The sequence below is a fragment of the Litoreibacter ascidiaceicola genome, assembly GCF_900129235.1.
GTDB classification, from domain to species: Bacteria; Pseudomonadota; Alphaproteobacteria; order Rhodobacterales; family Rhodobacteraceae; genus Litoreibacter; species Litoreibacter ascidiaceicola.
Map to the genome: position 1 here is coordinate 377,542 of NZ_FQUV01000002.1, position 16,545 is coordinate 394,086.

Genomic DNA, 16,545 nt, shown 5'->3' on the forward strand with positions numbered 1-16,545 from the left:
CAGAACAAACTTTGCTTGATAGCGTGACGGCATTGTTAGGAAATTTTTGTCGATGTCGAAACTTACTCGTGTTGATTATACTGGCGTTCTTGAGTTGGACGCAGAGAAGCGGTGCGCCTTATTTGGGGCAGACGGTGCCAATGATGAGGTTGGTGCATGTTACGCTGTTCTCGACTCTGGTGTGCTGATTAACGTGGTCGAATTGGCTGAAGCGCAAGGCAATGTCGGTGCATGCCTGTTCACAGGCGAACTTGCCAATGAGATGCGCGATCAGGCGCCGTATGTTCACCGGCTGGATCAGACCAACCGCTTCGCCGGTAATGTGATCACGGCGTCTGACGCCCCTTGGCATTTGTGGGGAAAGGGTGGGATGATCTTGATGTCATCCCACGCCTCGCGCGATGCGGTTCAGGCACATTGGCGTAAGTTTACTCGAATGGTGGATGTTCTAGGCAAGGGGTATTACTTCCGGTTTTGGGAGCCGGATATGCTCTTGGGATTTCTTGAAGTATGTAGCGATGAAGAGCTCGAAGGGTTCTTCGGTGGCACGCTGTTCACGCGCTTGATGCTGCCAATAGCCAAGGGTGACACACTGGTTGACCTCAGACTTGAGGATGCCAGCGAAGCCGTTGCAAAGCGTAGCTTTCCGCTGAGACCTGAACATTTTCACGCATTTTCCGCCGTGTCATGGATGCGGTTCCTTCTCGAAATGGTGGCCTATGTGCGCGCCGAGCATGAAGGCGCGGTGCAACACGCTGGCGATGATGAAGCGCTCAGGGCGCGGCTGGACGATCTGCTACGCCGCGCCCATGGCAGCTATGGGCTGACTAAGCGTGGGCCGCAGAAGGTATTTGTTGATATGGCGATGCGCTTTGGCGATGATTTTGACAGCCGGCTGGACTGGGCCGCTAAGGCATTGCGGTCACCGAACTATTCGGGACAGATGCCACGTGCCCGAGCCTTGCAAAACCGTGCGCCTGTCGAGCAATTGGTGGAGACTTAGAGAATGGGTGGAGGTCATGTAAACCCGAGTGCTGAACCCGGCAGCGGCACTGACGTCTGCGCCGTTTGTGACACATTCGATATCGAGCTTTGTGCAATCCTGTCCGATCGTTGCGACTATGTCGGACACTCCTTTATCGCCATCGACGGGATGGCGGAGGACGGTTCAAACACTGGTGAAAAGGTCATTGTGGGGTTTTACCCCAAGACGGATCAAGACTACCGGAGCGTGTTTACCGAAGGCTCGGGCCGCGTGGTTTCTGCGCCGGGACAGGTGCGCAACGATTCCGCATATTATAAAAGTGGTGGCAGTTTCTACGCTGACAAGCTTTGGACCATAGGCTTTCAGGAGGCACGAAACGCCCACAAGCTGATCTTCGATCGCACCGCTTCACCAGGTCAGTATTCGCTTTGGTCGCGGCAATGTAATAATTTTGCGCTGGAAATACTCACCCGCGCGGGCATTTCTATACGGGAGTATATTCCTCCAAATGGGCCGGTGCGCCCGGCTTATACGTTCACTGTGCTTTCTGGTCGTCATGTGCCTGCCGCTGATTTTCCGCCCTATGAGTGTTTACCAGTTACCGGAGATGCCATCCGAGGCGCGCGGGAGGCGAAGGAAAACGTCAGTCAGGGCACGCGATCGATCTCGGAGGAGTGGAACCGCAATATGCGTGCCATTGAACGAGGATGGAGTCCGTTTTGAACTGGCGGATACTTCTAGGTTCAATGTTGCTCGCGATTGGATTGTTTGCGCTTTATGAGTACACATTTGGACCTGCATCGGTCCAACGAGAAAGGAATAGGCTTTTCATGGATAACGAAAACGTCTTTACGACCTGCCGCTATGAAGATGACTGGTTCGGGCTGGTGATGCAGCAGGATCCGAAAAAATACGAGTTCCCTTCTTCCTTCAGATTCTCGTTTATTGAGGACGGAGATGCATTTAGCATACTTGGCAAAGGCACGAAGTTTGCGAATGAGACAGAATTCGTTGAACAGTTCACCGTAACGCCAACTAGGATTGACATCACGCTGAGCAGTGAGGTTACTCGGAACACTCAACTCAATTTGTATAATGTGCTGCCGGACTGCCGTTTGGCGTTTCTGGCCTACGTGTCAGAGCGCCCGAAACTGGCAGCAAAGTTGGTGGTTCAGGATCACGAGGGATAACAGCGGGTAGCTGTGTTGCATCGGGCGCGGTTGCCCCTGCGACACTAGATCGTTTAGTGTTAAACCAATTCTCCATCTATATGCTGGGCAATCTTTATAGGAGCCGCTTTCTCATGGCCACCCGCGACCTGAAAATCCCAAGCCAGCGCCACCCCGAAAAGGCGAAGCGTCCAGACAATGCCCAGCCCAAAAAACCGACTTGGATCAGGGTGAAAGCGCCTGTCGGCGAAGGATACAAAGAAACGCACAAAATCATGCGTGATCACAAGCTGACCACCGTGTGCGAAGAAGCGGGTTGCCCGAATGTCGGCGAGTGCTGGAACCAAGGACACGCCACGATGATGATCATGGGCGAGGTCTGCACGCGGGCCTGCACCTTCTGCAACATCGCGACCGGCAAGCCGCCAGAAGATCTGGACGTGTTCGAGCCGGGTCGCGTTGCAGATGCCGTGAAGAAGCTGGGGTTGAACCATGTGGTGATCACCTCGGTGGATCGCGACGACATCGAAGATGGCGGTGCGGAGCATTTTGCCCAGACGATCCGCGCCATTCGGCGTCAGTCTCCGTCGACCACGATTGAAATTCTCACGCCTGACTTTATTCGTTGTGATCCCAAAGTGTTGGAGGTCGTTGTTGAAGCACGGCCAGATGTTTTTAACCACAATCTGGAGACCGTGCCCGGCCTTTATCCAGAGGTTCGGCCCGGCGCGCGGTACTTCCATTCGTTACGGTTGTTGCAGCGGGTGAAGGAGCTGGACCCGACGATGTTCACCAAATCCGGCATCATGGTCGGCCTTGGGGAAGACCGTCAGTCCGTAATGCAGGTTATGGAAGACATGCGCGCGGCGGATATCGACTTCCTGACAATCGGGCAATACCTGCAACCGACCCCGAAGCACCACCGCATCGACCGCTTCGTAACACCTGACGAATTTGCAGCGTACGAGAAAGCCGCGTTCGGTAAGGGCTTCTTAATGGTCTCGGCAACGCCCCTGACCCGGTCAAGCTACCATGCGGGCGACGATTTCGCCAAATTGCGCGAGGCGCGTTTGGCCAAGATGGGTCAAGCCTAAGGCGTGCTATCGGCGATCGGGGGCAGGGCTTTCAAATAGTCGACGACCGCCTGTCTGTCTGTCTCTGGCAAGCGGGCCAGGTTTTGCACAACTGATGCCATGTGTCCTCCGGCGCTGTCGTAGTCGGGGGTAAGCCCTGTGGTGAAGTAGGCCATCAGATCAATCTCGCACCAGTCCAGCGACGCGGGGGTGATGTTCGGGATGCGCCCTTTGCCATTCGGGTTGGGCGCGCCGGCCAGCCAGCGGCTGGTGTCCAGCCTGCCAAATGCGTTGCGTTCGGTGTGGCACTCCGTGCAATGCGACAATGCCTCGACAAGATAGGTGCCACGCTCGATTGACGGGGAGTTGGCCGCTAGATCAGGGCCATCTGGCGTGCCGAACAAGAACTTCCACCCTCCAAGACTGCGACGGATGTTAAACGGAAACCCGACCTCGTGAGGGCGGGACGCTGTCGCGTCGGCGGGGAGGGTTTGCATATAGGCATAGAGCGCCGCGATATCTTCGGGCTTTGCCTTGGCATAGGCCGTGTAGGGAAAGGCAGGGTAGTAATGCGCGCCGTCGGGTCTGATACCGGATTGCACGGCGTTGGCGAATTCCAGCAGCGTCCAGCCACCGATCCCCGCCGGAGACGGGGTAATGTTCGGCGCGTAGAACGTACCGAAATCGCTGGCGAACGCCTGCCCACCTGACAGGATAGGTGCATCGCTTTCCTCAGTGGCCGGTGCCACGTGGCAGGATGCGCAGCCCGCGGCCCAGAATACCTGCTCTCCCAGATCAGTGTCAGGCTCGGCCGTCATCAACGCCGTTTCAGCTGCATGAGACAGATAGTCGGGGGCGGTGACCCACCAAGCCACACCGGCGCCCAGAAGGGCGACGGCGGTTATAGTGCGCTTGAGCATCGCCTATTTGGGTTCGCGGTACAGCTTGTGACAAGCGCCGCATGCGCCGCCGACACCACCCATAGCCCCTTGCAGGGCCGCAAGGTCGGTTCCCGCGACACTGGCAACCATTTCTGCGGCTTTGGCCATATCAGCCTCTTTGGCGTCGAAATCTGCTCTGTCATCCCAAATCTTTGGAAGCGCCCGTGTTCCTTCAATGGACATTGTGTCCGTGTCGGCTGGCCACAAGAGCGACTGGTCCGTGTTCGCAAATGCCGCAAGGTTTGCAGCGGCAACTCCCGCGACCTCGGCGTTGTAATCGGTTTTACCTTTGGCCATGTCGCCCAAAACACCCAAGTTGAGCGCGTAGTTTGCCATAAGACCGTGACGGGCTTGAACCTCTGCCGGAAGATCGTCATGGTCAGGCCCTGCGAAGGCAAGTCCGGTAGTTGCGAAGATGAAAGCGGCTGCGAATGCTGATTTGGACATATTGGCTCCTAAGAACAGGTTGGCTGACTTTAAGTAAGGTAGCTTTAATCTGTCTTAGAGATTGCGTTCAGTCCAGTGCCGAAACCGTGATCGGTCGGCTTAGTACCGCGGCGCGCGCGGGCTGCGCTCCATTTGGGCCCAGTCAGGCCAGCCGATATAGTGTTCGATCAAGGCGATGGCGATGCAGGCAACAATCAACCCGACCACCAGCTTCACCCGACGATCTGATGGTGGACGCCGTGCCCAGATAGACGCACGCCAAAGCCACCTCCAACTCATGTAAAGCGGACTTTGCCGATATAGGGCAGGTTGCGGTTGCGCTGCGCATAGTCGATGCCGTAGCCGACGACGAATTCATCGGGGATTTCGAACCCTGTCCATGTCGCCTTAATGTCGACCTCGCGGCGCGTGGGCTTGTCGAGCAGCGCAATCGTTTCGATGCGGGCAGGGGAGCGGCTTTCCAGCAGGTGCAGCACGTGGGACAGGGTAAACCCGGTGTCGACAATGTCCTCGACAACCAGCACATCGCGACCACCAATTTCGCCACGCAGATCTTTCAGGATGCGGACCTCACGGGAACTTTCCATGCCGTCGCCATAGCTGGAGGCTTCCAGAAAATCGACCTCCACCGGCAGGTCCAACTCGCGTACGAGATCCGCGATGAACACAAAAGATCCGCGTAAAAGACCGACGACGACGAGTTTGTCTGTGTCCTTGAACCGGTCGTGAATTTCGCGGGCAAGCGTCTCGATACGGGCCGCAATAGACTTCGCCGAAATCAGCTCGTCGATGACATAGGCTGGATGAGACATGTTATCCCCTTGAAATTTACGCGCGATTGAGGGACACCCCCCATCAACCTTAGAGCAAGCAGAGCCCCTGACGCCTATGCCAAGTCACCGCGAAAAACGCAAGTTACCCTATAGTGCAGATCAGATGTATGCCCTAGTCGCGGATGTCGCAAAATACCCCGAATTTTTGCCATGGTGCTCGGCTGCACGCATCCGGTCGCGCGTTGATGAAGGTGCCGCCGAAGTTATGCTGGCCGATCTGGTGATAAGCTTCAAAGTCTTTCGCGAACGCTTTGGAAGCAAGGTAACGCTGTGGTCCGAAGATATGCAGATCGACACGGAATACCTTGATGGCCCGTTCAAGTTTCTCAAAAGCACATGGGAATTTCATGACCTCGGTCCACACGTTTGCGAAGTCGAGTTCTTTGTGGATTTCGAATTCAAGAACCGCATTTTGCAAGGTGCGGCAGGGTTGTTTTTCAACGAAGCCATGCAGCGCGTGGTCCGCGCCTTTGAAAGCCGTGCGGCTGATCTGTATGGTGTAAGCGGGTAACACCTGCATCTTTACCTAACGTTAACCAGTTGATCTGCAAGCGACCAGCGGACACCCTCATCACATAATCAAAACAGGGGCGAAGCCCCCGAGTAGTAGTTAGTGGTGAGAGTATGGAAGTATTTTTCCAGATGCGGTTTTCCTATTGTGGAAAGCCCACGGGGCTTGTGAACCGTAAGGCGCGGCAATCCCGAAAGTTCAACGAAGACGACGTTTTACAGCAGTTCGAGATGCTGGAGCGGCTGACCCTGCCGTCATTGCGTGACCAAAAAGACCCAGCGTTCAGGCTGGTTTTGTTGAGCAGCGACCGTATGCCGGATGCGTGCAAGGATCATCTGACATGGTTGCTTAATCACTACCTACCGGGCCGATCGCAGGTCTTGTACGCACAACCACTGATACCGGGACGGGTGTTTCGCCATTTCATGCAGCAACACGCACGCGGTCAGGAGCCGGTGATCCAAACGCAAGTGTTGGATGGCGACGCCTTCGGCGAGCGCTTTGTGCGAACCCTTCGCGAACACGCCATCGAAAACTGGTCGGCCGAAGCGCAAGAGGATAAGCGCGCAGCCTCAAAAGGAACATTCATGTCATTCCGGCGCGGGCTGAACCTTCGCATGCAGGGCAAAAAGATTACTGGCCTGGAACCAACGGCCCTGCGAAAAACACCGTTCGGTCTTAGCCTCGTGGCGCGCGCGGTGAGCCGGTACAATCCTGCGCTTATTAACCCTGATGGTTTGGGTGTGAAATTTCCACATGTCTCGATCCGCACCAAACGCTTTAATTGCCTGCGCATCGTGACGGGCAAACTGGCACAGCAGATGCCGCCCATCGAGGAACAGGTGCTGGCGCAAGCGCAGCAGGACTTCGGAGTGTTGCGCTTGCCGCATGACATTCCAGTAGTCGATGACCGACCCTTACCAAAACCTGTGGATGTCGACGGTGTCGTGCGGATGCGGAAGACGGCTAAACGCTTTAGTAACCGCGCCAGATCCAGCCACCACCAAAGATGCGAGACGAGCCTTCGTCATAGAATACGCAGGCTTGTCCCGGTGACACGCCTTCTTCCGGCGTCAAAAGTTCAACCTCGGCCTCGGTGGCTGAGATCGGACGAATGACGGCAGGGGCAGGTGGCCGCGTCGAGCGGACTTTGATGGCAACATGCCATTCGGTCTGACTGTCAAAAGGAGTGTCTCCAAGCCAGTTGATTTCGCGCACGGGTATCGTGCGGGTCGCCAATGCCTCTTTCGGGCCGACAATCACGTGTTTTTTGTCCACGTCCAGCTTCACAACATAAAGCGGCGACGCCAGCCCACCGACACCAAGCCCGCGGCGCTGGCCAATGGTGTAGTGGATCACGCCGTTATGGCTGCCAAGCACCTTGCCGTTCATGTCGACAATATCACCTGGCTCACCCGCACCGGGGCGCAGTTTTTCAATGACCGAGGCGTAGTCGCCATTCGGCACGAAACAGATGTCCTGACTGTCGGGTTTGTCGGCCACCGACAGCCCGTATTTCGACGCCAAGGCCCGTGTTTCCGCTTTCGAGGCCAAATGGCCCAACGGAAAGCGCAGGTAGTCGAGTTGTGCGGGCGTGGTGGAAAACAGGAAATAGCTTTGGTCACGGTTTGCGTCTGCCGCCGAATGCAGCTCCGCCCCGTGCTCACCCATCTTGCGCTGGATATAGTGGCCCGTTGCCATGCAATCCGCGTCAAGATCCTTGGCGGTTTCCAACAGGTCCTTGAACTTTACACGCTCGTTGCAGCGGATGCAGGGCACGGGAGTTGCGCCGCCCAGATAGCTGTCGGCGAACTCGTCGATCACCGCGTCTTTGAAGACGTTTTCGTAATCCAGCACATAATGCGGAAACCCCATATCTTCGGCCACGCGGCGGGCATCGTGAATGTCACGGCCTGCACAGCACGCCCCCTTTTTGGCCAAGGCGGCACCGTGGTCGTAAAGCTGCAAGGTGACGCCGACGACGTCGTAGCCTTCCTCGGCCAATTGAGCGGCAACGACGGAGCTGTCAACGCCTCCGGACATCGCCACAACGACGCGGGTCTTGGAAGGGGGCTTGGCAAAGCCAAGCGAATTCAGACGTCCAGGTGTCCAGTCCAGTGCCATAACGGCCTCCGTTGCAGGGATAGTCGAGAATATAGGAAAATCTTAGCTAGTCACAAGATCTTGCTTCACCTCCCTTTAAGGCATCGCTGCGAAAAAGGCATCTGTAGATAAGTATTCGGGACGATTTGTAGATGTATCTAAAGCGAGAAACAGGCCCGCGTATGGTCACTTTGCAAGATGGCACCACCATGAGCCGTGCGGATTTACCGGATCGCACGACCCGGCGTTGGGTCGCCAGCCGGAAGGCATTGGTAGTGCGCGCGGTCGAGGCCACCTTGATTTCGGAAGAAGAGGCTTGTGAGTTATATGGCTTGTCGGAAGAAGAGTTGGAGTCGTGGCGCAGCGCGGTCGCTGATCACGGTGTAAAGGCACTTCGCGCGACGTCACTGCAGAATTATAGACAAAACAGTGTGGAAAAGAGATAAAGGCATCCCGTGGTAACCTCACATTAACCTTTTCGATTTTAGAGTTAACAGACTTGAGGGGACGAAAACCGGAGACACCATAATGCGAGTGCTACTCGTCGAAGACGATCCAACTACGGCCAAGTCCATCTCGATGATGCTGACTCACGCAAATCTGAATGTTTACTCGACCGATTTGGGGGAGGAAGGTATCGATCTTGCGAAGCTCTATGACTACGATCTGATCCTGCTTGATCTGAATCTGCCCGACATGACAGGTCACGAAGTGCTGCGCCAACTGCGTCAGGCGCGCATTGAAACGCCAATCCTGATCTTGTCCGGTGCAGATGATACCGAAAGCAAGTTGAAAGGCTTCGGGTTTGGCGCGGATGACTATCTGACGAAACCGTTCCACCGCGAAGAGCTGGTCGCGCGGATTCATGCGATTATCCGGCGTTCCAAAGGTCATTCCCAGTCGATCATCCAAACCGGTAGCATTGCCGTGAATCTTGACGCCAAAACCGTCGAAGTAGACGATGCACCTGTGCACCTGACTGGCAAAGAGTACCAGATGCTGGAACTGTTGAGCCTGCGCAAAGGAACCACGCTGACGAAAGAGATGTTCTTGAACCATCTTTACGGGGGCATGGATGAGCCGGAACTCAAGATTATTGATGTCTTTATCTGCAAGCTGCGCAAGAAGCTGGCCACAGCGACCGGCGGCGAAAGTAATATCGAAACCGTTTGGGGGCGGGGCTATGTATTGCGGGATCCTCAACCGAGTATAGACACAGGGCAAAAGCGCATCGCAGCGAGTGCTTAAGCGATAGCGGATTGATTAAAAAGGCGCGCCTCCACGGGTGCGCCTTTTCGCATTTAAGCGAAGTCGGAAACCCCTTCAATAGCGCGATCCACTGGACGCCCTGTCATTCTCGCCATATCTACAAATGGTGCAAACATCGGGGATGGTCAGTGGGACAAGCGAGCGAAGTTGAGGCGATCGAGCCAGCGGATCTTACTTCTGATCAGGCGTCTGCTGAACTGGCCCGACTTGCGACAGTTCTGGCGCAGGCCAATCTCGACTACCACGGGAAAGACGCCCCTGCGATCAGTGACGCCGAATATGACGCCCTCAAGCGACGGAACGCGGTGATCGAGGAGCGGTTTCCCGACTTAAAACGCCCCGATAGCCCAAGCGATCAGGTCGGCGGGCCGTTGGCGGAAGGATTCTCCAAAATTCGCCATGGAGTCCGGATGCTGTCGCTGGGAAATGCGTTCAGTGACGAAGATGTGGTCGAGTTCGATGTGCGCATCCGGAAGTATTTGGGGTTGGGAGACACCGACCCTTTGACCTACACGGCAGAGCCGAAGATTGACGGTTTGTCGTTGTCCCTGCGTTACGAGAAGGGGCAACTGATCTATGCCGCGACACGCGGAGATGGCGAAGTTGGTGAAAACGTCACCGCCAATGCCAAAACAATTGCCAGCATCCCACAAAGCTTAACCGGCGCTCCGGATATCTTGGAGGTGCGCGGCGAGGTGTATATGAGCCACGCCGATTTTGCGGCGCTGAACGCAGCACAAGCAGCAGCGGGTGCCAAGAGCTTCGCCAACCCTAGAAATGCAGCCGCCGGTTCGTTGCGGCAGCTTGATCCGAACATCACGAAATCACGCCCTTTGACCTTCTTCGCGTATGCATGGGGCGCCTTGTCTGCACCGCTGCATGACACCCAGATGGGAGCAATCGAGCGGTTGGGCGCGCTTGGCTTCCAGATCAACCCATTGACCGCAACCTGCAACGGGCCGACAGAACTTGTGGCGCATTACAAAACGATCGAGACTGCGCGGCCCGATCTTGGCTATGATATTGACGGGGTGGTCTACAAGGTGGACGACCTTACGCTTCAACGTCGGCTCGGCTTCCGCTCGACGACACCAAGATGGGCCATCGCCCACAAGTTTGCCGCTGAACTGGCGTGGACCCGGTTGGAAGCGATCGAGATACAAGTCGGGCGAACGGGGGCTCTGTCACCTGTGGCGCGGCTTGCGCCTGTGACCGTTGGCGGCGTTGTAGTGTCCAACGCCACGCTGCACAACGAGGATTACATCAAAGGTCTGGACAGCAATGGCGCGGAAATCCGCGCTGGCAAGGACATCAGGGAGGGCGATCTGGTGCAGGTTTACCGCGCTGGTGATGTGATCCCGAAAGTGGCGGATGTTGATCTGTCTCAGCGTCCGGAGACAGCCGTGCCGTACCAGTTTCCCAGAACCTGTCCGGAATGCGGATCTGATGCCGTCCGTGAGGAAGGCGACGCGGTCCGGCGCTGCACGGGTGGGCTGATTTGCCCTGCACAAGCCGTTGAGAAGCTGAAACATTTTGTAAGCCGTGGCGCGTTCGACATTGACGGGCTTGGTGCCAAACAGGTCGAAGCGTTCTACCATGACGACCAGCTGAAAATCCACGAACCCGCAGACATATTTACGATGCGCGCGCGCGATGCGCAGTCGCTCACCAAGCTGAAAAACCGCGACGGCTGGGGGGAGACATCTGCGCGAAACCTGTTTGATGCCATTGACGAGCGCAGGAGCATCCCGTTGAACCGCGTGATCTTTGCCCTTGGCATCCGGCATGTCGGGGAAAGCGCGTCGAACCTTCTGGCGCGGCACTATAACAATTGGCCCGATTTCGATCAGGCGATGCGCGACGCTGCTGCACAAGAGGGTGCTGCGTGGGACGATTTGCTGTCGATTGACGGTGTCGGAGCAGTGATGGCTGCGTCCCTGACACAAGCATTTGCACAAGAGGCGGAATATGCCTCGATCACCCGTTTGGTCGCCGAGTTGGACATCCAGCCTGTGGCCCGCCCTGCGGATAATGGAAGCCCTGTCGCAGGTCAAACGGTGGTCTTTACCGGCACCTTGGAAAAGATGACGCGGGCCGAGGCGAAAGCCCGTGCCGAAGCACTTGGGGCTAAGGTCTCGGGCAGCGTCTCGGCAAAAACCGATCTGCTGGTGGCAGGCCCCGGTGCGGGGTCCAAGGCGACGAAAGCGGCTGGTTTGGGCATCAAAGTGATCGACGAGGACGAGTGGCTCGCCCTTATCGGCGACGCTTGAATATCATGGCGGGGCGTCCCGAAATTCTATTCCCGCTATTGTCCGCGCTGACGGAGTTGGAGGGCGTTGGCCCGAAGACGGCCAAGCATTTTGAGCAGCTTGGGATCGAGAAGCCGCGTGACCTTTTGTTTACCCTGCCACAGTCAGGTGTGGACCGTGCGGTCAAAGCCTCGGTTCAGGATGCGGTCTTGCCCGCTGTCGTAACGGTCGAGGTCGAAATTGGAATGCATGTCCCGCCACGCTCCCGCGGGCGCCCGTATCATGTGCATGTCCGCGACGAGAAACTGGAGTTCCGGCTGGTGTTCTTCCACGCGCATGGCGACTACTTGCAAAAACAACTGCCGACCGGACAGCGTCGCGTGGTGTCGGGTAAAGTGGAGATTTTCGATGGGCAGGCGCAAATGGTGCATCCTGATTACATGTTGCCAGTGGATCGGGGTGCGGAAATCCCAGCGTTCGAGCCGGTATATCCCCTGACGCATGGCATCACCCAACGGGTGATACATAAAGCCGCCTTATCCGCTTTGGACCGCGTGCCAGTGCTGGAAGAATGGGTAGATCCAGCTCAAAAGAAAAAAGCGGGTTGGCCGGATTGGGGCGACGCAATCCGTGCGGCGCATAGCCCTGCGCAATTGTCAGAGATCACCTCGACCCATCCGGTGCGCGAAAGGCTGGCCTATGACGAATTGTTCGCGCATCAACTCACCTTGGGATTGGCGCGTGCCACCGTGCGCGCGAAGCCGGGGATTTCAAGCAAGGCAACAGGACAGTACCAGTCCCGCGTCTTGAAGGCGTTGCCCTACAGCCCGACAAATGCCCAGACACGTGCCATTGCCGAAATTTCGGCAGACATGGAAGCACGGACGCGCATGAACCGCTTGCTGCAAGGCGATGTGGGGGCGGGTAAAACGCTGGTGGCGTTTATGGCTTTGCTGATCGCTGTGGAGGCGGGCGGGCAGGGCGTTATGATGGCTCCGACCGAAATTCTTGCGCGCCAACACCACGAAAGCCTTGTCCCTTTGGCGGAAGATGCGGGGATCGTCTTGGAACTGCTCACGGGTCGCGACAAAGGAGCGGATCGGGCAGCTAAACTAAAAGCGCTGGCCGCAGGTGAAATCCATGTTCTGGTCGGGACTCATGCGGTGTTCCAGAAGGATGTTGATTTCAGCGATCTCAGGCTTGCGGTGGTCGACGAGCAGCATCGCTTCGGGGTTAACCAACGGTCCGAGCTGGGTGCCAAAGGCAAGGCGGTCGACATCTTGGTGATGACCGCAACACCAATCCCACGCTCCTTAACGCTCGCGCAGTATGGCGACATGGATATTTCGGTGCTGGACGAAAAGCCACCCGGACGGAAGCCAATTACCACCGCGACCGTTTCGGTTGGCCGCATTGACGAGGTGGTCACCAAGCTTCGCGGTGTCATCGCCGAAGGGCGGCAAGCCTATTGGGTTTGCCCGCTAGTGGAAGAAAGCGAGCTGAGCGACAAAACCGCAGCCGAAGACCGGTTCAAACGTCTCAGGGCAGCGCTTGGTGAGGACGTGGTCGGGTTGGTCCACGGGCAGATGCCTCCTGCCGAGAAAGATGCTGCCATGGCGAAATTCGTGGCGGGTGAGACCTCGGTATTGGTGGCAACGACAGTCATCGAAGTCGGGGTGAACGTACCTAATGCAACGATCATGGTGATCGAGCGGGCGGAAAGTTTCGGGCTGGCCCAGTTGCATCAGTTGCGTGGTCGGGTTGGTCGCGGGGATGCCGCATCAACCTGCTTGTTGCTGTTCCAAGACCCGTTGTCGGAGACGGCGAAACGCCGGCTCAGCATTATGCGGGAGACCGAGGACGGGTTCAGGATTTCGGAAGAAGATTTGGCTATTCGTGGTGCGGGGGATCTGATTGGCACCGCGCAAAGTGGATTACCACGCTTCAGAATTGCAGACCTGGAAAGGCAGTCGGCATTGATGGCCGTGGCCCAAAGCGATGCGCGAAAACTTCTGGCAGATGATCCTTCGCTGAGCTCTCCTCGTGGGAAAGCGGCGCGTGTTCTTTTGTGGTTGATGGAGCAAGATAAGGCAATTCGTTTAATTACAGTGGGTTAGGTGAACATTTCGAAAGAGTGTCCCGTTTTGTTCGCAAATGTTCTTAAAAAGTTCTTTACAGCACTAAGGATAAATGAGAACAAAGGTGCAACAAAGAGAACAACTTGAGGGAGTATTCATCATGATCAACGATCTACGCGACATTCTGGCCCGATCCCCCAAAGCCCTTGCGCAAGACGCTGCGGGCATTGCTGCCATCGGTGTGATGATGACCGTCGCCCTTTACATGCCCACGCTATTCTAAGAGTTAACTGCCTGCTGTCTTTTCCCTAGGCTCGGATGGGTTTCTTGTCCCGTAACCCACCGCAGGATGTGCATTGTCCCCAACTTTACCGGCTGCCTCTTTCCCGGTTCGCGCATCTGACCTGACTAGACAAGCTGACTGGCCGCTGCGTCCCGCCCGGACGTGGCGGCTTTTTTTATGCGCAATTGGCTTTGCGAATTTGCTCTATCGCTTCAACGCTGGCATTCAGCGCCAGCATGATAGATGCGTGGCGGTTGCGAAATTCCTTGGCGGGTAGCAGAACTTTCAAGCCATCGAACGGCGTATCAGGGGCAGGGCCGCCTGATTTCAGCATGGCCTTGAGCTGGCTTTGCGCGGTCCGGATTTCATCTTCGGTGCGTCCAATAATGGCACCACCGACGACGGAGGCCGCCGCTTGCCCCAAGGCGCAGGCTTTAACGTCCTGACCAAACTCGGAAACGCGATCCCCATTCATGGTGATATCAACGGTCACGGTTGAGCCACACAAGGGCGAGCGCCGCTTGACCGTAGCTTGCGGGGAGTCCAGCCGGTCCGTGTGCGGAATTTCCGCAGCCAGCGCCAGGATTTGGCCCGAATAGAGTTTGATAAGGTCGGTATTCTCAGACATCTCGCGCTCCTATCGGCCTTTTCAACGGGGTCAGAACAATAGATAAGTCCTAGTGCTGCGTTTTCAAAAGGTAAATCCCATGACCCGCTTCGACCCAAAGACTCTGACATTCAACCAACAGGGATTGCTGCCCGTGATTGCACAGGATCATGACAGCGGAGAGGTCCTGATGCTGGCATGGATGAACCAGGAAGCGGTAGCACAAACGCTGGAGACGAAGAAAGTGACCTATTGGTCGCGGTCACGGCAAGCGTTTTGGGTCAAGGGTGAAACCTCGGGCCATGTTCAAACGCTGGTAGATTTGCGCGTCGATTGTGATCGTGACTGCTTGCTTGCGATTGTGCGTCAAACGGGCCCTGCGTGCCATACCAACCGGCGCGTGTGTTTTTATACGTCCTTAAAGGACGGCGCTGAAATCGAGCTGATGGCGCCCGAGGCGTGACGTTCTATTTTGAGTATTTTTGACCAAATGGAGACGGGGCGGAGCACCTAGACTGGCAGGCCGGTCATGTGGCGAATGTCGTCAGGCGTGTAGCCATCAGCCCGGTATTTAGAAAGCGCGCGCGCATCATCGCGTTTGGCGAGGCGTTTACCTGCATCGTCACGGATCAGTTTGTGGTGATGGTAAACGGGTGTTGGCAATCCCAAGAGCTGTTGCAAGGCGACATGAATTTTGGTTGCTTCAAACAAATCATGTCCTCGAACGACATGGCTGATCCCTTGCGATGCGTCATCCAACACAACAGACAGGTGGTAAGACGTCCCAATATCGCGGCGTGCAAGTACCACGTCACCGATAGACCTCCTTAGGTCGTCTGCGCTGAATTCGATTAATCCGGTCTCACCGTTCGGTCCTTCACTTAGCTCAGTGAACGACAATCGAGAGCTTGTGGCTGCAACAGACAGGTTCAGCCGCAAGGCCGCGTTTTCGGGAAATGGCATTGTGTCATTCAAAGACGTATTGGGGCGGCATGTTCCCGGGTAGATGATTCCATCCGGCCCCATGGTTGGCTCACCGCCTTCTTGGGGGGCCGAGGCGGCGGCGAGAATATCTTTGCGGTTGCAATGGCATTGATAAACCACTCCACGCCTCCAGAGATCGGTCAGCGTCTCCTGATACAGGTTCAAACGGTCTGACTGTTTCAGCACTGGCGTCGTCCATGACAGCCCCAACCATTCCAGATCATCATAGATCTGTTGCTCCCATTCAAGACGGGCGCGGGATTGGTCTATATCTTCGATCCGCAGCAGGAATTCGCCGCCTTGCGCTTGCGCTAAATCATAGGCCAATAGCGCAGAATAGGCGTGCCCGAGATGGAGCGGCCCTGTGGGTGACGGAGCAAAGCGCGTGCGGAAGGTCACTTTTTCTCGAACACGTAGATCATGGATTTCAGGCCCAACTTCGGCAGGTGCTCGCCGTATTCCTTAGCGCGCGCAAGATGGCCGGCGTCTTGCAACCGCGCAACGCCCGCAAGGTACTCAGCATCCTCAAGCGCATGATCGTTTAAGGAAAACCCGAACAGGCCACCCGAAGGTAGCTTGTCCATCAACGTATCCATCAACGAGGCTGGCCCGGCCCCGGTCGAGATCACGCCGATAGCTGTGATTGCGTGGTAGTCGCCCGTGTCGAACGGTAAAGGTTGTGACAGGTCCAGCTTGATTAGATTGCGGAAATGGCGTGTTTTTCGTGCCTGAGCGAGCATTCCGGCAGAAGGGTCGGCACCGTCAATCGTAGAGAACCCCGCGGTCTGAAGCTGACCCGCAGATAATCCGGTGCCGCATCCGTAATCCAGAAGCGGTTGGTTCAAATCACGGCAATTTTGCGCCATTGCCCGGGCGAGGCGTGCAGGCGTCTGATAGCCGTTCTCTGCGATCTCGATATCGTAACTCTCCGACCAATCATCGTAGAGCTTGCGCGTCGCGCCCGCGTCGGTGGTGCCATAGACTTTATCAAGAAACTTGTCTGCCATCCGCTT

At 56.4% G+C, this 16,545-nt stretch carries 19 protein-coding genes and 1 pseudogene; 12 read left to right on the forward strand and 8 right to left on the reverse strand.

Translation table 11 applies throughout. The features are described 5' to 3' along the window. The first annotated feature begins 52 nt into the window (after positions 1-52). From BUB72_RS04940 to lipA, 4 genes are all read left to right on the forward strand, one after another. Positions 53-1,003: a DUF4123 domain-containing protein gene (locus tag BUB72_RS04940; protein WP_073141245.1), complete on the forward strand. Its 951-nt coding sequence runs from the start codon at positions 53-55 to the stop codon at positions 1,001-1,003. Positions 1,004-1,006: 3 nt separating this feature from the next. Then, the gene (locus tag BUB72_RS04945; protein ID WP_073141246.1) at positions 1,007-1,708 is read left to right on the forward strand and encodes a hypothetical protein; all 702 of its coding nucleotides are present in this window, start codon (positions 1,007-1,009) and stop codon (positions 1,706-1,708) included. A 107-nt stretch (positions 1,709-1,815) separates the two neighbouring features. Next, a complete protein-coding gene (locus BUB72_RS04950) occupies positions 1,816-2,175 on the forward strand; it encodes a hypothetical protein (RefSeq protein ID WP_139250610.1) in 360 nt (119 codons plus the stop codon). Between the two features lie 113 nt (positions 2,176-2,288). Then, a complete protein-coding gene (gene lipA / locus BUB72_RS04955; RefSeq protein ID WP_073141248.1) occupies positions 2,289-3,248 on the forward strand; it encodes a lipoyl synthase in 960 nt (319 codons plus the stop codon). On the opposite strand, the gene BUB72_RS04960 is transcribed toward lipA, so the two are convergent. From BUB72_RS04960 to hpt, 4 genes are all read right to left on the reverse strand, one after another. Beyond that, complete coding sequence (locus BUB72_RS04960; RefSeq protein WP_073141249.1) at positions 3,245-4,147, reverse strand: cytochrome c; 903 nt, start codon at positions 4,145-4,147, stop codon at positions 3,245-3,247. The genes lipA and BUB72_RS04960 overlap by 4 nt on opposite strands. A gap of 3 nt (positions 4,148-4,150) precedes the next feature. Next, positions 4,151-4,615 (reverse strand): cytochrome c, encoded by a 465-nt coding sequence (locus BUB72_RS04965; RefSeq protein ID WP_073141250.1) that lies wholly within the window; start codon positions 4,613-4,615, stop codon positions 4,151-4,153. Between the two features lie 99 nt (positions 4,616-4,714). Next, a complete protein-coding gene (locus BUB72_RS04970) occupies positions 4,715-4,894 on the reverse strand; it encodes a hypothetical protein (protein WP_073141251.1) in 180 nt (59 codons plus the stop codon). Further along, positions 4,891-5,427, reverse strand: coding sequence for a hypoxanthine phosphoribosyltransferase (gene hpt / locus BUB72_RS04975; protein WP_073141252.1), 537 nt, complete (start codon positions 5,425-5,427; stop codon positions 4,891-4,893). The genes BUB72_RS04970 and hpt overlap by 4 nt, the downstream gene beginning before the upstream one ends. Positions 5,428-5,503: 76 nt before the next feature. On the opposite strand from hpt, the gene BUB72_RS04980 reads away from it, so the two are divergent. Then, positions 5,504-5,959, forward strand: coding sequence for a type II toxin-antitoxin system RatA family toxin (locus BUB72_RS04980; protein WP_073141253.1), 456 nt, complete (start codon positions 5,504-5,506; stop codon positions 5,957-5,959). A gap of 131 nt (positions 5,960-6,090) precedes the next feature. Further along, a pseudogene (locus BUB72_RS19035) lies at positions 6,091-6,660 on the forward strand (glycosyltransferase); the annotation flags it as partial. A 274-nt stretch (positions 6,661-6,934) separates the two neighbouring features. Here the strand turns inward: BUB72_RS19035 and mnmA are convergent. Then, positions 6,935-8,083 carry a tRNA 2-thiouridine(34) synthase MnmA gene (gene mnmA, locus BUB72_RS04990; RefSeq protein ID WP_073141256.1) on the reverse strand — a complete coding sequence of 383 codons (1,149 nt, stop codon included), beginning with the start codon at positions 8,081-8,083 and terminating at the stop codon, positions 6,935-6,937. Between the two features lie 131 nt (positions 8,084-8,214). Here mnmA and sciP point away from each other — a divergent pair, with 131 nt between their 5' ends. From sciP to BUB72_RS19165, 5 genes are all read left to right on the forward strand, one after another. Beyond that, a complete protein-coding gene (sciP, locus tag BUB72_RS04995; protein ID WP_073141258.1) occupies positions 8,215-8,508 on the forward strand; it encodes a CtrA inhibitor SciP in 294 nt (97 codons plus the stop codon). An 82-nt stretch (positions 8,509-8,590) separates the two neighbouring features. Continuing rightward, positions 8,591-9,310, forward strand: a complete 720-nt coding sequence (gene ctrA, locus BUB72_RS05000) for a response regulator transcription factor CtrA (protein WP_073141260.1) — start codon at positions 8,591-8,593, stop codon at positions 9,308-9,310. Between the two features lie 149 nt (positions 9,311-9,459). Continuing rightward, positions 9,460-11,601, forward strand: coding sequence for an NAD-dependent DNA ligase LigA (ligA, locus tag BUB72_RS05005; protein WP_073141262.1), 2,142 nt, complete (start codon positions 9,460-9,462; stop codon positions 11,599-11,601). Positions 11,602-11,606: 5 nt separating this feature from the next. Beyond that, positions 11,607-13,697 carry an ATP-dependent DNA helicase RecG gene (gene recG, locus BUB72_RS05010; RefSeq protein ID WP_073141264.1) on the forward strand — a complete coding sequence of 697 codons (2,091 nt, stop codon included), beginning with the start codon at positions 11,607-11,609 and terminating at the stop codon, positions 13,695-13,697. A gap of 121 nt (positions 13,698-13,818) precedes the next feature. After that, positions 13,819-13,941 carry a hypothetical protein gene (locus BUB72_RS19165; protein ID WP_281245115.1) on the forward strand — a complete coding sequence of 41 codons (123 nt, stop codon included), beginning with the start codon at positions 13,819-13,821 and terminating at the stop codon, positions 13,939-13,941. Between the two features lie 175 nt (positions 13,942-14,116). Here the strand turns inward: BUB72_RS19165 and BUB72_RS05015 are convergent, their stop codons facing one another. Then, on the reverse strand, positions 14,117-14,569 hold the full coding sequence (locus tag BUB72_RS05015) for an iron-sulfur cluster assembly scaffold protein (RefSeq protein ID WP_073141266.1): 453 nt from the start codon (positions 14,567-14,569) through the stop codon (positions 14,117-14,119). A gap of 79 nt (positions 14,570-14,648) precedes the next feature. On the opposite strand from BUB72_RS05015, the gene hisI reads away from it, so the two are divergent. Next, entirely contained in the window at positions 14,649-15,011 is a 363-nt protein-coding gene (hisI, locus tag BUB72_RS05020) for a phosphoribosyl-AMP cyclohydrolase (RefSeq protein WP_073141268.1), read from the forward strand. Positions 15,012-15,058: 47 nt separating this feature from the next. On the opposite strand, the gene gluQRS is transcribed toward hisI, so the two are convergent. Further along, a complete protein-coding gene (gene gluQRS / locus BUB72_RS05025; RefSeq protein WP_073141270.1) occupies positions 15,059-15,931 on the reverse strand; it encodes a tRNA glutamyl-Q(34) synthetase GluQRS in 873 nt (290 codons plus the stop codon). Continuing rightward, positions 15,928-16,539, reverse strand: coding sequence for a class I SAM-dependent DNA methyltransferase (locus BUB72_RS05030; RefSeq protein ID WP_073141272.1), 612 nt, complete (start codon positions 16,537-16,539; stop codon positions 15,928-15,930). The genes gluQRS and BUB72_RS05030 overlap by 4 nt, the downstream gene beginning before the upstream one ends. Between the last annotated feature and the right edge of the window lie 6 nt (positions 16,540-16,545).

Coding starts and splice junctions, on each gene's coding strand:
- BUB72_RS04960 (WP_073141249.1), bottom strand. CDS start 4,147: ATGCTCAAGCGCACTATAACCGCCGTCGCCCTTCTGGGCGCCGGTGTG.
- ctrA (WP_073141260.1), top strand. CDS start 8,591: ATGCGAGTGCTACTCGTCGAAGACGATCCAACTACGGCCAAGTCCATC.
- BUB72_RS04980 (WP_073141253.1), top strand. CDS start 5,504: ATGCCAAGTCACCGCGAAAAACGCAAGTTACCCTATAGTGCAGATCAG.
- lipA (WP_073141248.1), top strand. CDS start 2,289: ATGGCCACCCGCGACCTGAAAATCCCAAGCCAGCGCCACCCCGAAAAG.
- recG (WP_073141264.1), top strand. CDS start 11,607: ATGGCGGGGCGTCCCGAAATTCTATTCCCGCTATTGTCCGCGCTGACG.
- BUB72_RS04970 (WP_073141251.1), bottom strand. CDS start 4,894: ATGAGTTGGAGGTGGCTTTGGCGTGCGTCTATCTGGGCACGGCGTCCA.
- hisI (WP_073141268.1), top strand. CDS start 14,649: ATGACCCGCTTCGACCCAAAGACTCTGACATTCAACCAACAGGGATTG.
- BUB72_RS19165 (WP_281245115.1), top strand. CDS start 13,819: ATGATCAACGATCTACGCGACATTCTGGCCCGATCCCCCAAAGCCCTT.
- BUB72_RS04950 (WP_139250610.1), top strand. CDS start 1,816: ATGGATAACGAAAACGTCTTTACGACCTGCCGCTATGAAGATGACTGG.
- mnmA (WP_073141256.1), bottom strand. CDS start 8,083: ATGGCACTGGACTGGACACCTGGACGTCTGAATTCGCTTGGCTTTGCC.
- BUB72_RS05015 (WP_073141266.1), bottom strand. CDS start 14,569: ATGTCTGAGAATACCGACCTTATCAAACTCTATTCGGGCCAAATCCTG.
- BUB72_RS04965 (WP_073141250.1), bottom strand. CDS start 4,615: ATGTCCAAATCAGCATTCGCAGCCGCTTTCATCTTCGCAACTACCGGA.
- hpt (WP_073141252.1), bottom strand. CDS start 5,427: ATGTCTCATCCAGCCTATGTCATCGACGAGCTGATTTCGGCGAAGTCT.
- BUB72_RS04940 (WP_073141245.1), top strand. CDS start 53: ATGTCGAAACTTACTCGTGTTGATTATACTGGCGTTCTTGAGTTGGAC.
- BUB72_RS05030 (WP_073141272.1), bottom strand. CDS start 16,539: ATGGCAGACAAGTTTCTTGATAAAGTCTATGGCACCACCGACGCGGGC.
- sciP (WP_073141258.1), top strand. CDS start 8,215: ATGTATCTAAAGCGAGAAACAGGCCCGCGTATGGTCACTTTGCAAGAT.
- BUB72_RS04945 (WP_073141246.1), top strand. CDS start 1,007: ATGGGTGGAGGTCATGTAAACCCGAGTGCTGAACCCGGCAGCGGCACT.